The 14,308-nt window shown below is 34.9% G+C and carries 15 protein-coding genes; 11 read left to right on the forward strand and 4 right to left on the reverse strand.

Annotated elements, in window-relative coordinates; genetic code table 11:
* Positions 1-20: 20 nt before the first annotated feature.
* A complete protein-coding gene (locus tag ACFFIX_RS13085; RefSeq protein ID WP_378934595.1) occupies positions 21-1,361 on the reverse strand; it encodes an aminotransferase-like domain-containing protein in 1,341 nt (446 codons plus the stop codon).
* Positions 1,362-1,479: 118 nt separating this feature from the next.
* Between ACFFIX_RS13085 and ACFFIX_RS13090 the strand changes: the two genes are divergently transcribed.
* Together ACFFIX_RS13090 and ACFFIX_RS13095 are read left to right on the forward strand one after the other, a co-directional pair.
* Positions 1,480-2,403 carry a DMT family transporter gene (locus ACFFIX_RS13090; RefSeq protein ID WP_378934597.1) on the forward strand — a complete coding sequence of 308 codons (924 nt, stop codon included), beginning with the start codon at positions 1,480-1,482 and terminating at the stop codon, positions 2,401-2,403.
* Positions 2,404-2,593: 190 nt separating this feature from the next.
* Complete coding sequence (locus ACFFIX_RS13095) at positions 2,594-3,232, forward strand: NAD(P)-dependent oxidoreductase (protein ID WP_378934599.1); 639 nt, start codon at positions 2,594-2,596, stop codon at positions 3,230-3,232.
* Between the two features lie 483 nt (positions 3,233-3,715).
* Here the strand turns inward: ACFFIX_RS13095 and ACFFIX_RS13100 are convergent, their stop codons facing one another.
* On the reverse strand, positions 3,716-4,585 hold the full coding sequence (locus tag ACFFIX_RS13100; protein WP_378934601.1) for a LysR family transcriptional regulator: 870 nt from the start codon (positions 4,583-4,585) through the stop codon (positions 3,716-3,718).
* A gap of 76 nt (positions 4,586-4,661) precedes the next feature.
* Here ACFFIX_RS13100 and ACFFIX_RS13105 point away from each other — a divergent pair, with 76 nt between their 5' ends.
* The 7 genes from ACFFIX_RS13105 to ACFFIX_RS13135 all read left to right on the forward strand — a co-directional run bounded on the left by ACFFIX_RS13105 (position 4,662) and on the right by ACFFIX_RS13135 (position 10,745).
* Positions 4,662-4,814 carry an NAD(P)-dependent oxidoreductase gene (locus tag ACFFIX_RS13105; RefSeq protein ID WP_378934847.1) on the forward strand — a complete coding sequence of 51 codons (153 nt, stop codon included), beginning with the start codon at positions 4,662-4,664 and terminating at the stop codon, positions 4,812-4,814.
* Positions 4,815-5,008: 194 nt separating this feature from the next.
* On the forward strand, positions 5,009-5,683 hold the full coding sequence (locus tag ACFFIX_RS13110; RefSeq protein WP_378934603.1) for an RraA family protein: 675 nt from the start codon (positions 5,009-5,011) through the stop codon (positions 5,681-5,683).
* A gap of 72 nt (positions 5,684-5,755) precedes the next feature.
* Complete coding sequence (locus ACFFIX_RS13115; protein WP_378934605.1) at positions 5,756-6,766, forward strand: tripartite tricarboxylate transporter substrate binding protein; 1,011 nt, start codon at positions 5,756-5,758, stop codon at positions 6,764-6,766.
* Positions 6,767-6,846: 80 nt separating this feature from the next.
* Positions 6,847-7,296, forward strand: a complete 450-nt coding sequence (locus tag ACFFIX_RS13120; protein ID WP_378934607.1) for a tripartite tricarboxylate transporter TctB family protein — start codon at positions 6,847-6,849, stop codon at positions 7,294-7,296.
* Positions 7,297-8,814, forward strand: coding sequence for a tripartite tricarboxylate transporter permease (locus ACFFIX_RS13125; protein ID WP_378934609.1), 1,518 nt, complete (start codon positions 7,297-7,299; stop codon positions 8,812-8,814).
* A gap of 53 nt (positions 8,815-8,867) precedes the next feature.
* Positions 8,868-9,743 (forward strand): NAD(P)-binding domain-containing protein, encoded by an 876-nt coding sequence (locus tag ACFFIX_RS13130; RefSeq protein ID WP_378934611.1) that lies wholly within the window; start codon positions 8,868-8,870, stop codon positions 9,741-9,743.
* A gap of 81 nt (positions 9,744-9,824) precedes the next feature.
* Positions 9,825-10,745 (forward strand): hydroxyacid dehydrogenase, encoded by a 921-nt coding sequence (locus ACFFIX_RS13135; RefSeq protein WP_378934613.1) that lies wholly within the window; start codon positions 9,825-9,827, stop codon positions 10,743-10,745.
* Positions 10,746-11,140: 395 nt separating this feature from the next.
* On the opposite strand, the gene ACFFIX_RS13140 is transcribed toward ACFFIX_RS13135, so the two are convergent.
* Together ACFFIX_RS13140 and ACFFIX_RS13145 are read right to left on the reverse strand one after the other, a co-directional pair.
* Positions 11,141-11,269, reverse strand: coding sequence for a hypothetical protein (locus tag ACFFIX_RS13140; protein WP_378934615.1), 129 nt, complete (start codon positions 11,267-11,269; stop codon positions 11,141-11,143).
* Positions 11,270-11,330: 61 nt separating this feature from the next.
* Positions 11,331-12,842 carry an FAD-dependent oxidoreductase gene (locus ACFFIX_RS13145; protein WP_378934849.1) on the reverse strand — a complete coding sequence of 504 codons (1,512 nt, stop codon included), beginning with the start codon at positions 12,840-12,842 and terminating at the stop codon, positions 11,331-11,333.
* A gap of 248 nt (positions 12,843-13,090) precedes the next feature.
* Between ACFFIX_RS13145 and ACFFIX_RS13150 the strand changes: the two genes are divergently transcribed.
* Both ACFFIX_RS13150 and ACFFIX_RS13155 read left to right on the forward strand, forming a co-directional pair.
* Positions 13,091-13,441 carry a lmo0954 family membrane protein gene (locus ACFFIX_RS13150; protein WP_378934617.1) on the forward strand — a complete coding sequence of 117 codons (351 nt, stop codon included), beginning with the start codon at positions 13,091-13,093 and terminating at the stop codon, positions 13,439-13,441.
* Between the two features lie 185 nt (positions 13,442-13,626).
* Complete coding sequence (locus ACFFIX_RS13155; RefSeq protein ID WP_378934619.1) at positions 13,627-14,271, forward strand: PspA/IM30 family protein; 645 nt, start codon at positions 13,627-13,629, stop codon at positions 14,269-14,271.
* Positions 14,272-14,308 lie beyond the last annotated feature (37 nt).

Genomic DNA, 14,308 nt, shown 5'->3' on the forward strand with positions numbered 1-14,308 from the left:
TTTTCATCGTGTTTTTTGTTTTAAATAAAGTAGTTTCTAACGCTACTCAAAGCGATTGCAATTTCTTTGATACCGGCCTCAATTTTATGCTCTTCTACATTCGAAACATTTAACTTTAAAATTCTTTCACGATAAAATCCATCTAAATAATTTCGGTCAATTGTATCTAGTAAAATATGCTGCTGTGCTAAATGATGAATAAGTGAGTTCATATCGACCTGTTTTGGCAAAACGATATGGCTGTGCATGCTAATTGCTGAAGGTGTTTCATACATTGGCAAATGTGTTTTAAGGGATTGCTGCAGGATTTTTGCACGAGTAGTATAAGCCTCACTTACTTGCACTCGATAGCGTTCAAACATGCCACTTTTCAAATAAAGCTCTAAGGCAGCTTGTGAAATCATCGAGCTATCAATATCCGTGGTATTTTTATATTGTTGAAAATTGTTTTTTAACGCATTAGGCAATATTGCGAGTCCAATTCGTAAGCCAGGAAACATAATTTTAGAAAAACTTTTTAAATAAATAACACGTTCGTGTACATCATTTGCAAATAGCGGATCCAGTTTCGTATTTTGTTCAAAGTCCGCTAAATAATCATCTTCTACGATATACACAGCATATTCATTGGCTAGTTGGAGAATGGATTCCTTTTCTTTTTTACTATAAGAAGTACCTAAAGGGTTATGGAATCGTGGCATTGAATAAAAAAACTTAATATCACCTTGACGAAAAATTTGTTCTAATTCATCTAAATCAATGCCATCAGTTGTACGTTTAATGCCAACAGCTTGTAGTTGATACGTTTTTAAAAAGTCCATGTATAAGTGATAGCCTGGTTGTTCTACAAGAATGGTTTTGCGATTATTTGGAAACGGCATAATGCTCAATAAAGATAATGCTTGCTGGACACCTGGAGTAACGAAAATATTATCTGCATGCGTAAATACTTGATACGTTTCTAACAACTTTTGAGCCTCTGTAATTAATGATGGCAAACCGCTTGGCGTACCATATCGAAATAAGTCTTCTTGATATGTATCGATTGCTTTATTGATGCAATGTAGAAAGTCTTTGTAAGGAAAAGCGTGCCACGTTGGTGATGAAGTCGAAAAGTCTATGAAATCAGTAGGTGATGGTTTATGTGGCATTTGATGGTCCACGACATAATAGCCACTTTTAGGAATTGCATAAATCAGGTGTTGATCTTCAAGTCTTTTTAAAGCAGTTAGTATTGTACTTTTACTACACGAAAAGTGTTGTGATAAATTTCGAATAGAGGGCAGTTTTGCACCAGAGTGTAGGCCGCCTGTTTGAATTTGATTCATGAGTCCCTCGCATATAGATTCATATTTGAGCATGTTAAACCTCCTTTTAGATCTGTATCGGTACAGAAGCGTATTTTTTATATCGTGCAAAATGTTATCTTTTAATACAATAGCTTTACCGGCCGGATAGAAAATAGAAGGGGTAGATTATATGGCAGATAAGAGAAAGGCGTATATCGCGGCGATTATCTATGCATTCATTATTGGGCTTTCGTTTATGTTTGTCAAAATGACCTTAACTGTTGCGAGCCCACTGGATATACTCGCACATCGATTTACGATTGCGTTGATCGGCGCCACCATTTTAGTGCGAATTAATAAAGACAAATTAAAGTTCGATTGGAAAGATCTACTTCAGATCCTGCCATTAGCGATATTTTACCCTATGTTATTTTTTGCTTTACAAGTGTTTGGATTAGCTCATACATCCTCTTCGGAAGCAGGAATTATTCATGCAACTGTCCCTATTTTTACTTTAGTGTTTGCGAGGGAATTGTTGAAGGAGAGGGCGACAGGTGGACAGCTAGTATTCATTAGTTTATCTGTGATTGGTGTGATCTACATTCTTTTTATGAATGGTGTAGGAGCAGAAATGACTAATTTGATTGGTAATGGATTAATTTTACTATCAGCTGTAGCCGCTGCGCTTTATAACATTTTTGCAAGAAAGCTAACACAGCAATATTCATTATTGACATTAACTTATGTGATGACATTAATTGGCTTTATTGTGTTTAACGTAATTGCGATTGGAAATCATGTGATGAACGGTACAATCAAGCAATTTTCCCAACCTCTTATGCACACTGATTTTGTCATATCCATTTTATATTTAGGTATTTTATCATCACTCGTTACATCGTATCTTTCTAATTTTGTCTTATCAAAAATAGAGGCGTCTAAAATGAGTGTTTTCAGTAATTTTGCTACGCTTATTACGATTTTAGCGGGGGTAGTTTTTTTGCAGGAAGAATTTCATCTATACCATCTAGTTGGAGCAATTGTCATTATTATAGGAGTCGTTGGTACAAATTATTTTGGTGAAGGGGGCAGACACAAGAGCCGTGAAACATGATGAATAAAAGTCCCCTTTGCAAGAAAAGGCGTATATCATCGAAGACAAGGCAAATCGATAACCCTATCAGGGGTAGCCGGTGAAAAGGCTGGCAAATCCGCGCTTTTAGACGCAGCTAGTACCATGCCCTTATAGGGTAAAAGGTTACGTAACTTTTATGATTACAACTAATTTTTAGGAGGAATTGCAAATGAAAATAGGAATTATTGGAGCAAGTGGAAAAGCAGGAAACTACATTTTAAAAGAAGCTATTGAACGGGGGCATGATGTAATAGCTATTGTAAGAAATACCTCGATTTTAACGATTCAAAATGTAAAAGTTGTAGAGAAAGATATCTATGATCTTTCATCAGAGGACCTTAAGTCTTACGAAGTCGTCGTTAATGCTTTCGGTGCGCCTCTAGGTGAAGAAGAACCTCACGTTACAGCTGGACATTCGTTAATTGAAGCTTTAAAAGGGATTACTACAAGGGCCATTATCGTCGGAGGGGCAGGCAGCCTTTATGTTGATGAGGATAAATCCACTCAGCTTTTCGATACTCCTGATCTCTCGGATGTGGTTAAACGAACCGCAAAAGGACAAGGGCGAAATCTTAAAGAGTTACAAAAATCACAAGGTATAACTTGGACATATCTTAGTCCTTCGGCTACTTTCGATCCTGAAGGTCCAAGAACAGGTACCTATCAAATAGGGAAAGATAACTTGCTTGTGAATTCTAAAGGCAATAGTTATATTAGTTATGCAGATTGTGCGATAGCTGTGTTAGATGAAATTGAAAATCCGCAACATATAAACGAACGATTCACTGTTGTTTCTGAATCAAAATAATGATATAAGATTTGAGTCAATAATAAAAGACTCAACCATAATAAACGCTTGAATTGGGGTATGTGTAACAATGGTACCGAAGACCGGAAATGAAGTTTCCTTATATTAGCACTTAGTGTTCTTAATGTCTCTTTATATTTATCTGATGACCTTCCACGAAAGGGCCATCAAGGACAGTATGCGAAAGCGCGATAGGTATGATAGAGAGTTTATTTGCTGCTGAAAGAACTGCTAGACCAATTGTCCCCATAGAGGGGGATCAGGTCATGCCTATAAAACACTTATCAATGACTACATGTACTCAATGATAAAAGGTGTATTCTATCAATTTTTGGAAAGATTTTCCGGGCTTATACTGTATATAAGGGCCAGACTATGGAGTAACTCCTTGTGAAAAACATAAAGTTAGATTGATTTAACAGTTATTTAGTTATATACAAAATTCTGATTCTAGAAACACAATTTTTACTTTATCGAACACAATCATCCAAGATTTTCTTGATAGCATTTAATAAAATAATCTATCGCCTGATTGGAAAGAGTTGTTGGACTCTTATGAGTTAGTTTATATACTACATAATCTGGTGGTCTATCTACTAATTCAAAGATTTTATATTTAGAAGAAACACCTTCAGCAATAAACTTTGGAACAATGGCCCATTTCTCTTTATTTTCTAATAGTTTTAATAATATATTTGAATTATCCATATTTACTCTAGAAATAGATAGTGGATCCCACCAATAAGCATGCCAAGAAATATATTCTTCTCCCCAAGGCAAAAATACTTCATTTTGTGTATCTAAATCCTTTGGATGAATTATTGTAGAGATGCTGTCAATATTTTCAGAACTTTTTATGACAACCATTGGTGACTGAAAAAATTTATCTACTATAACATTTGAATGAGCTCTGTTTTTTAGTGAAAAACCAATATCTATATGTCTTTTCTCAACCTCAGAATATATTTCACCTGAGTGTAGAGTTTTAATTTGCAATTTGATATTTGAATTATTACTCAATTGAAAATAAGTATTTTGAAATAAAAAGCTGTTTAAGCTATCTACTGACCCAACAATTAAAGACAACAGTAATCCTTGAGTTCTAAGAAATTGGACTTCATTTTCTAAACGTAACCATTCCTCTGAAATTTTATAAAATTCTTCTCCTATAGGAGTAAGTATAACTTCTTTTCTACCTTTACCCCTCTCAAATAACTGAAGATCAACCTCTTCTTCAAGGGATTTTATCCGATGACTCACGGTTGTTTGAGCAAGATGTAATTCCAATGCAGCATCACTAAATGTTTTATTACGCGAGACAGAAAGAAATGTTTTAATTTTTTCAAAATCCAAAATCTTACTCCTCCCTTAAATAGCAAAATTGTTAATATTAATTATTATAAATCAACGTTTTACTTTCTCCTAATTAATATTTAAAGTAAAGGAGTTAAGATTAGTAAAAGACAATACAATTATTGCAAATGTATCGAGAGGAGGTATTGTTGATGAGGTAGCTTTAGCTGACGATTTAAATGTAAGCGTTCTCGTCACTGCTGTTGAACTTGGAAATCGGAACCCGTAGATTTAGATAACCCGTTATTAAAGTTAGACAGTGTTTTAGCTACTCCTCATATTGCAGGAGGGAATAGAGATGTACTAGAGAAGGTTCTTAACAAGGCTTTTATTAACATAAAAAAGTTGAAATAGTGAACCCGTCGATGGGCTTGTATCAATAATGAAAGTATAAAATATAAAAATGAGAGAAGAGGGTTATTAATGTCAAATATAGGAATGAGAATTTATTCGGAAATTAATCGTCCATCTGAAGAACTAATCCAAAGGTTTAAAAACTTTCCCTCCTCTGTTGTAGCAGATAATATGAACAGAATGTCTTGCCTCCATCCACGTATTAAACCTATCAATGGACAGGGAGTACTAGGTCCAGCATTTACAGTTAAAACACGCCCTGGTGATAACCTATTACTACATAAAGCGTTAGATATGGCTAATAAAGGTGATATCATTGTTGTAGACGGTCAGGGTGAGCTAACCAATGCTTTAATGGGGGAATTAATGGCTATGTGGGCAAAAAAACACGAAATAGGAGGATTTGTAATAGACGGAGCTATCAGGGACTTATCTTCATTGAAAAAGATAGAAATTCCTATATACGCTGCAGGAGTATCGCCACGAGGTCCTTATAAAGACGGACCAGGAGAAATAAACGTTCCAATATCTTGTGGAGGAGTAAGCATTAAACCAGGTGATATTATTTTAGGGGATGAAGACGGAGTAGTGGTTATAGATCCAAAGGATTCCGAAATATTAATAGAGAAAGCTCAGAAAAAATTAGATTCTGAGAGAAATGATATGATAGCAATTGAAAATTTGCAATGGAATCGTAGTTGGTTAAATCAAATTTTAAAAGAAAAAAATACGAATATTTATTGATTTATGAATAAATAAATAAATGCGTATATAATTTTTGTAATATTTAAAATAAATAAAAAGGGGGAATTTTAAATGAACAAGAAAACTTATTTTAAAAATATGAGTATAGGTATTCTTTTAATAATTGCACTTATTATTAGTGGTTGCTCTAATAATACTGCCTCTGGCGACAATAATGGCGAACAAAACTCAGGGTCATACCCAGATGGCCCCATTGAAGTAATTGTATCCTATTCTGCAGGCGGGAGTTCAGATATTGGGGCTCGAACGCTAATGCAATACGTTGAAAAAGAACTTGGTGTTCCTGTAGTTGTTGTAAATAAGCCAGGTGCTGGTGGATGGGTTGGATGGGAAGAGTTATTGAATTCTAAAACGGATGGGAATACTATCGCACTAATTAACACTCCTAATCTTATGACTGGATATATGGATCCAAGTGTTGATAGAAACGAAAGTTTAGATAGTTTCTCACTTATAGCAAATCATATTACAGATCCGGGCGTTATAGCTGTAAGAAAAGATGAAGAAAGATTTAACACTGTAGAAGAATTAATTGAATATGCAAAGGAGAATGTTCTAACCACAACCTCAACTGGAGTTGTTGGGGATGATCATATTGCTTCATTGAAACTAAATAAAAATTTTGGAACCAAGTTTAACGCAGTCCATAATGGTGGTGCAGGAGAGAGTGTTACAGCAGTATTAGGTGGCCACGTCGACGTATTACTAGCAAATGTAGGGGATGTTACTACACTCTATAATGATAAAGAGATTAAAGTATTAGGGATCATGGATGAAACAAGATCACCACTTCTACCTGATGTACCAACTTTAGAAGAAAAAGGTTTTGAAAATGCGGTTTCATGGTCATCTAGAGGATATGCAGCACCTAAAGGGGTAGATGAAGAAAAGTTAAAAGTATTAACAGATGCTTTTGAGAAAGCAATTAAAAATGAAGAACAAATAAAAACGATGGAAAAAGCCGGATTGCAGGTAAATTATTTAAATGAAAAAGAGTATGAAGAAGCTCTAATCAACGAGGAAAATGGAATTGAAAATATTAAAGAACTTTTGAACTGGTAATTAAAAATACTCAATCTAAAATAAAAGTTTAGATTGAGTATTTTGTATATTAATGAAAGTAGAATGTCGAGGTGTATGTAGTGAAAAATTTTGGTGCTCTTATTAGTATATTGTTTTTAATCTTTAGTGTAATTATTTTTATTCAAGCTAGCTCTTTAGAATATTCCAGTGAATACGGACCAGGACCAGGTTTTTTACCATCATGGACAAGTGGAATAATGATTATTTTATCAATTGTTTACTTTTTCATATCCTTAAAAAAAGAATTAATTTATCTAAAGGGCATTTTACCCAATAGAGAGGGATTATTTAATGTACTGATTAGTATTGGAGCATTAACCTTATATATAATCGTTACACCATATCTAGGTTTCACTATTAGTAGTGCTCTAATGTTATTTTCATTGTTTTCCCTAGGTTACAAATGGTATTGGAGTCTTGGAATGTCAGCTTGTTTATCTCTGCTAGTATTTTGGGTTTTTGGTAATTTATTGGGTATACCGTTACCACTTAACGAATATGGATGGTAGGTGATTTATTTGGAATCGTTCGAATTTTTAATGTTCGGTTTTAGTGAAGCATTAACAGTTACAAATTTAATCTTTTGTTTATTAGGGGTCACTTTTGGCATGTTTATAGGAGTTTTACCTGGTTTAGGACCTACTGCAGGTACAGCTTTACTATTACCATTAACCTTTGGGTTAGAGCCAGTAACAGCCATTATTATGCTTGCAGGTATTTATTATGGATCAATGTACGGGGGAACTATTACTTCCGTATTAATTAATACACCTGGAGAGGCAGCTTCTCTAATTACCTGTTTGGATGGACATCCCATGGCTAAACAAGGCAGGGCAGGAGCTGCTTTAGGCATAGCTGCTATCGGGTCATTTATAGGTGGTATTGTTTCAATTATTGGATTAGTTCTTATAGGACCAGCATTAGCAAAAGTCGCTTTAAAGTTTGGGCCACCAGAATTTTTTGCTTTAGTTGTCATGGGATTAATTTTATTGTTGGGGCTGATGGGAACTTCTTTGGTAAAAGGACTTCTAGCAGCTTTACTTGGCTTAACTCTAGCTTTTATAGGTCTGGACCCAAGCACAGGGGTTGTTCGTTTTACATTCGGACAAACTGATTTGGTTAGTGGTATTGATTTTATATGTGTTGCAATGGGATTGTTTGGTCTAGCAGAACTGTTTACGAATGCAGAACAGAGTTTTAAGGGGAAACCCGAGAAACCGATGAAGGTACAAGGTATGTTCCCTAAAAAACATGAATGGAAACCAGCTATGAATTCTATTGGCAGAGGAAGTATATTAGGCTTTTTTATGGGGCTTATACCTGGAACCAATTCAGTTATCCCGACTATTTTGAGTTACTCTATGGAAAAGAAGATAGCCAAAGATCCATCGCGTTTTGGAAATGGTGCAATTGAAGGTGTTGCAGGACCAGAAACAGCAAATAATTCCTATAGCGGTGGTGCTTTAATTCCTTTGTTCACATTAGGAATTCCAAGTTCGCCAACTGTAGCAGTGTTACTAGGAGCATTTATAATGCATGGCCTAACTCCTGGACCAATGTTATTTGAAAAAAATCCAGATTTAGTATGGACTATCATCGCAAGTATGTTTATAGGAAATGTTATTTTATTAATACTGAATCTACCGTTAGCTAATGTATGGGCTAAAATTACACTAGTACCATTTAAGTTACTTTTTCCAATTATAATGATGATTGTTATAGTCGGAACTTATAGTTTAAATAATAGTCTATTTGATGTTAGTTTAATGTTGATTTTCGGAATAATAGGATATCTATTGAAAAAAGTAAATTTTCCACTAGCGCCTGTTATTCTAGCATTTGTTCTGGGATCTTTGTTTGAAAAGACACTCATTCAATCATTAACAATTTTTGAAGGAGACTTTCTAGGATTTTTTGGACGTCCTATTTCTGGAACAATTCTTACAATAGCTTTAATTGCTTTAGTGATAAGTATCATATCTACAATTCGTAACAAACGTATCGTTACTGGAGATGTAGAGATGTGAAATATAAAGAATAAAAGTTTTAGGAAGAGAGATGAGTTGCATTGGATAAAAATTTGAATATTGGAATTATTGGATATGGAGAAGTAGGAAGGATTTTCATTGAAGGTCTATTAAATACAAACAATACTTTGTTTGTATATGATATTTTATTGGCTAATCAAGAAAATAAAAATCCAAAGATGAGTGAAGATCCCAATATACATTTTAAACCTACGATAGATAGTTTAGCATCAACGTGTGATCTTATATTTTCTCTTGTGAATAGTGGATCTGCTTTTAATGTTGCTGAAGCCATATCCAAATGCATAAAAAAGAATGCTATATTAATTGACCTAACCACTAGTACTCCACAGGTAAAGAAGAAGAGTGAAGAATTAATTACTATTCAAGGGGCAAGATATATAGATGCTGCAATTATGGGAACTGTAGTAACCGAAAAATTTAATGTTCCAATCATAATTGGTGGAGATGATTCTGGAGAAATTACTATCTACCTTAAAGAGCTAGGCTTTAACTGTGTAAATTTAGATTTGCCGAATGGATCTGCAGCCAGTATAAAATTACTACGTAGTGTTTTTATGAAAGGTTTAGAAGCTCTAATACTAGAAACAATGATAGTTTCAAAACATCATGATGTATTAGAAGAAGTAATGAATAGTATTTCAACAACAATGGAAAACAATAAATTTAGTACTTTTAGTAAAGCATTATTTGATACACATCATATTCATAAAGTTCGACGTTTTAAAGAAGTGACGGATAGCTGTAAGGTTATCGAAGAAGCTAAGATAACACCTTACGTAACAGAAGGTGTGAAAAAGTTTTTCTCTAACTCCATACAACTTGAATTAGAAGGAGATTTAATTAAAAGAGGATCTATTGACGAAATACTTTCTGTTTATGAAAAAAATAGTCTATTAGAAGTCTAATAGATAGATATATAAATACTATTCGTCTTTTTAAATTTCTTTAATCCAATTATTATAACTTTATTTCTAAACTTTTATGAGGTGATTCCTATCAAAACTTTTATTTTTGACCCTATAGATTCAAAAGCTCTGAAATATGCTCGAGAGAAATTAGACGTAGTGGATTGGACAAATAAAGAAATTAAAAACTACGCTAATGCAGAAGCTGTAATTATACGAACTTTTCAAATGACAAAAGAAACGATAGATAAAATGCCACATCTAAAAATAATTGCAAAGCATGGCATAGGTCTGGATAATATTGACTTGAAGTATGCAAAAAGTAAAGGCATTAAAGTGACAAACACACCTCAGGCGAATATCAATTCAGTTGCTGAATTAGTTATTTCTCTAACATTAAACTGTGCAAGGAAAGTCAATTTTTCTCACAATATTGTTAAAGCAGGAGTTGGAAAAAACTCTCCATTTGAATTAACGGGTTTTGAATTACAAAATAAAACTGTTGGATTAATTGGACTTGGACAAATAGGTACCCTAGTTGGAAAGAAACTAAAAGCAGCTTTTAATATGACAGTACTTGTATATGATCCCTACACAACCGAAACAATCTGTAAAACAGAGGGATTTATAAAGTGTGAACATTTAGATGATGTACTAAAAGAAAGTCACGTAGTTAGTGTGTCTGTGCCTTTGACAAAAGATACGGAAAACTTGATTTCCGCACGTGAGCTTTCTATTATGAATAAAAATGCGATCTTAATTAATACATCTAGAGGAAAAGTAATCAATGAAAAGGATCTTTATAATGCGTTACAGCAGAATAAGTTATTCGGTGCAGCATTAGATGTATTTGCTGAAGAGCCAATTTCAAAAGATCACTCATTATTGTCTTGTAATAATTTTATTGGAACCCCTCATAATGGAGCAAATACAAAAGAAGCGCTTATTCGTATGGGAACGGAATCTGTAGACGAAATAGTAACATTAATGAACAATAAATAAGTTTTTTTGAGGTTACACTACCATAAGAAAGGGAAATTAATAGATTGAGTTCGTCCGCGGATTATGAAATAATTGGTATTAAGCAAAAGGGTAGGATTGATTAATGAGTAAGAAGATCATAATCAAATGTAGCTAAAAAAGATACCTCTTAAAAAGAAGGCTACATTATAAAAATTGGACAAACTGAAACGTGAAAGAATCTGTTGACAGAGAAAAAGAAGCTAATCACCTACTATATATAGGTGGTTAGCTTCTTTTATTATCTATATGCCGATGAAATTTTTCACTATTTTAAAAAGCGTTATTTTTTCAGCAGCCTCCTAAAATCAGAACGGATGGTGAGATACGTTTTGCTGATCATGTATATTTTCATTCTTAGCCGAGAGCAGCTTAGATTAGTAATCAATCTCCTCATAATCCTTAGGCTGTGGTGTAGGTTGTTGCATTCCGACATGATTTTTAACAGTATCCGTCTTTCCTTTAATCGTTTTTTTCTGATTCGTAGTTTCTTTCTTATTATTCATTCTTAATCTGCTCCTTCGAAAGTGTTTTTTAGTTCTTGCCTTTGTTTAATTAATGATAGAGTTAATCTAAATCAACCATCTTCAAGGGCTTCAGTGCAGGGCCCTCAATTACATCTCCTTTAACAGAGAATCTTGAGCCATGACAAGGGCAATCCCATGTGCGATCACCACAATTCCATTCAACTTCACATCCTAAATGCGTACACGTTGTATCGACAACATGAAGTGTACCCACATCATCTCGATACGCTCCGGCACGCTTTCCATTTACAACAACAACTGCACCTTCATCCTTACTGATATCATCGATTTGTTTATCTGCTATATCTACTTTTCCTTCAATTAAATGTCCGGCTACGTCTGCGTTGGTCATAATAAACTTCTTAATACTAGGATCCGCATAGAATCTTGAAGGACTATAAAGCTCTTTGTAGGGATTATCTTTATTTAAAATTGTGTCTCTTAAGATTAGTGCAGAGGCTGTTCCGTTTGTCATTCCCCATTTTCTGAAGCCTGTTGCAACAAGGATATTTGGCTTACTATCCGTGATAGCACCAACATACGGAACTTTATCAAGGGTTATTAAATCCTGTGCAGACCAGCGATAAGGGATCGACTCAACCCCTAAGACTTCTTCGCTAAATTGTTCGAGTGCTTTGTAATGTTTACTAGTTGAGGAGCCTTGTCCAGTTTTGTGACCATCACCGCTTACTAAAATCAATTTTTCTCCATTAAAAGGTGTAAATCGTAAAGAACGAGTTGGAGTATCCGCACTATAATACATGCCACCAGGAAACGGGTTCTTTGGTTTAACAGCTAAAATATACGATCTTTTCGCATACATTCTTGTAAAATAAAAGCCATTTCCATCGTAAAAAGGAAAATGAGAGCAGGCGACAACAGTATTACATGTTACCCGTTGGCCATCCTTGGTTACTACTCTGGGCTTTGGTCCTTTGTCGATATCGACAGCAGTTGTACTTTCGAAGATTTGCCCGCCACCATTTGTAATTTCTTGAGCGAGCTTTGTTAAATATTTTAAAGGGTGATATTGCGCTTGATTCTTCATAACGGCGGCACCTTTAATTTTTATATCAAAAGGTATGGAATCAACAAATTCACTCGTAATCCCTAACTTTTGGTAGGCTTCATATTCCTTCTCGACTTTTTTAGCATATTCATCAGATACTGCATATATATAGGCATCCTCTTCACTCATATCACAATCGATGCCCAGCTTTTGACTGTGATTCTTAATAAACTCCTTCGCTTCACTGTTCGCCTCATAGTAAAGCTTTGCCTTGTCTTTTCCCATATGATTAATCAGCTCGTCGTAGATAAGGCCGTGTTGAGCGGTAATTTTTGCCGTGGTATGGCCTGTTGTTCCATTTAGAATGCGGTCAGCTTCAAGGAGAGCAACCTTAACTCCTTCTTTTACAAGTAAGTAAGCAGTTGTAAGCCCTGTGATCCCTCCGCCAACAATACAAACATCAACCTCAGTGTCGTGTGATAGCTTCGAGTAAGTTGGAAGCTCAATCTGATCTCTCCAATAAGGCTCAGGGGCATGTGGCATCTTACGCTGTTCGGTCAAAAAAATCCCTCCAGTTTCACATGTATATGTATACTTCATATATTTTTCCAAAACCACCGAAATCATGTATGGAATTTTTCGCCTAAGCCTGTTTTTTCGGTGCTATTCTGCACGGGTCTTACTGCATCTACGTCTCAAGTCTTAGTTCAAAATAAAGCTAGAGCTCGTTATGAGCTTTTTAAAATGTAGGTAAGATAGAAACATAGAAAGACGAAAGGAGGAAACAAACGATGAAAAAGTTTGGGTTATTAGTATTAGGTGGGGTGGCGCTAATTGTTCTCTTTGCAAACTTGGCACCGATGATTGCACTTGGAATTAGCCTCGTAATTATGTACTACTCGTACAAAGGCTTTGTTAAAACAGATTCAACATTTCAAAAGGTTGTCTTGGCGGTCATCGGAGTAATTGCTCTGTTTGCATCAGCATCTAACATTCCAGCAGTCTTCGGCTTTGTCGCTGCATACATCTTGTATGTTATTTATAAAAAATGGAACAACAGCAAAAAGGAAGTCATCAAAGAAGATAACGATCCATTTACAAATTTCGAAAAAGAATGGTCTGAATTAAAACGAAATTACTAAAAAAAGCGGAAGCGCCTTGAACAGCCCCGACAAGCATAAGGCGATTATAAATAGAAGGCGTTCTTTGCCTTCAATTTATAATTGACTTATGACCTCGAGGGGCTAGGCGCTGGAGCTGGATTCAGAAACGGATACTGAGTTTAAATTTATAAAAATTATGATGTTAAAATAAAGGAGAGAATAACATGGCAAACTTATTTACAAGAATTAAAAACACAGTTGCAGCTGATTTCCACGAGGTAATAGATCAAAAGGAACAAAAAAATCCAATTGCAGTTTTGAATCAATACTTAAGACAATGTGAACAAGAAACGGAAAAGGTACGTAAACTGGTTGAAAGACAATATCTGTTAAAAGAAGAGTTCAATCGTGAATATAATCAAGCAAAAACTCTTGCAGATAAGCGCAAATATCAAGCAGAAGTAGCATCAAAAGCAGGTGAATCAGAGCTCTATGAATTTGCAATGCAAGAGCAGGTCCACTATGAAGAGCGCGTCGTGAAATTATCCGAATCTCGTGAGCAAGCCATTCGTCAGTTAGAAGAATTAGAACGCAAATACGAGGAAATGAAGCATAAGTTAAAAGATATGCATATCAAGCGAATGGAATTAATGGGCCGTGAAAACATTGCCCGTGCAAACCACCGTATGAATCAGGTATTAGACAACAACACGTACTCAACAAAATCTTTCTCAAGATTTGAAGAAATGGAAACGTATCTTGATCGTCTAGAGCATCAAGTAAACTCACATTATCACCGCAACACGATCGATGCGCGCATTGCACAATTAGAAAAAGAAGCGAAAAAAGAAGATACTATTTCTTCCTAAAAACGTGGTATTCTAGAAGTGAGAACTAGGGTACGAG

Source organism: Metabacillus herbersteinensis (assembly GCF_042433335.1).
In the GTDB taxonomy this organism is placed as follows: domain Bacteria; phylum Bacillota; class Bacilli; order Bacillales; family Bacillaceae; genus Metabacillus; species Metabacillus herbersteinensis.

What these genes read in the sequence shown, in the direction of transcription:
- ACFFIX_RS13085 (WP_378934595.1), bottom strand. Translation starts at nt 1,361, where the DNA reads ATGCTCAAATATGAATCTATATGCGAGGGACTCATGAATCAAATTCAA.
- ACFFIX_RS13090 (WP_378934597.1), top strand. Translation starts at nt 1,480, where the DNA reads ATGGCAGATAAGAGAAAGGCGTATATCGCGGCGATTATCTATGCATTC.
- ACFFIX_RS13095 (WP_378934599.1), top strand. Translation starts at nt 2,594, where the DNA reads ATGAAAATAGGAATTATTGGAGCAAGTGGAAAAGCAGGAAACTACATT.
- ACFFIX_RS13110 (WP_378934603.1), top strand. Translation starts at nt 5,009, where the DNA reads ATGTCAAATATAGGAATGAGAATTTATTCGGAAATTAATCGTCCATCT.
- ACFFIX_RS13115 (WP_378934605.1), top strand. Translation starts at nt 5,756, where the DNA reads ATGAACAAGAAAACTTATTTTAAAAATATGAGTATAGGTATTCTTTTA.
- ACFFIX_RS13140 (WP_378934615.1), bottom strand. Translation starts at nt 11,269, where the DNA reads ATGAATAATAAGAAAGAAACTACGAATCAGAAAAAAACGATTAAAGGA.
- ACFFIX_RS13145 (WP_378934849.1), bottom strand. Translation starts at nt 12,842, where the DNA reads ATGCCACATGCCCCTGAGCCTTATTGGAGAGATCAGATTGAGCTTCCA.
- ACFFIX_RS13150 (WP_378934617.1), top strand. Translation starts at nt 13,091, where the DNA reads ATGAAAAAGTTTGGGTTATTAGTATTAGGTGGGGTGGCGCTAATTGTT.
- ACFFIX_RS13155 (WP_378934619.1), top strand. Translation starts at nt 13,627, where the DNA reads ATGGCAAACTTATTTACAAGAATTAAAAACACAGTTGCAGCTGATTTC.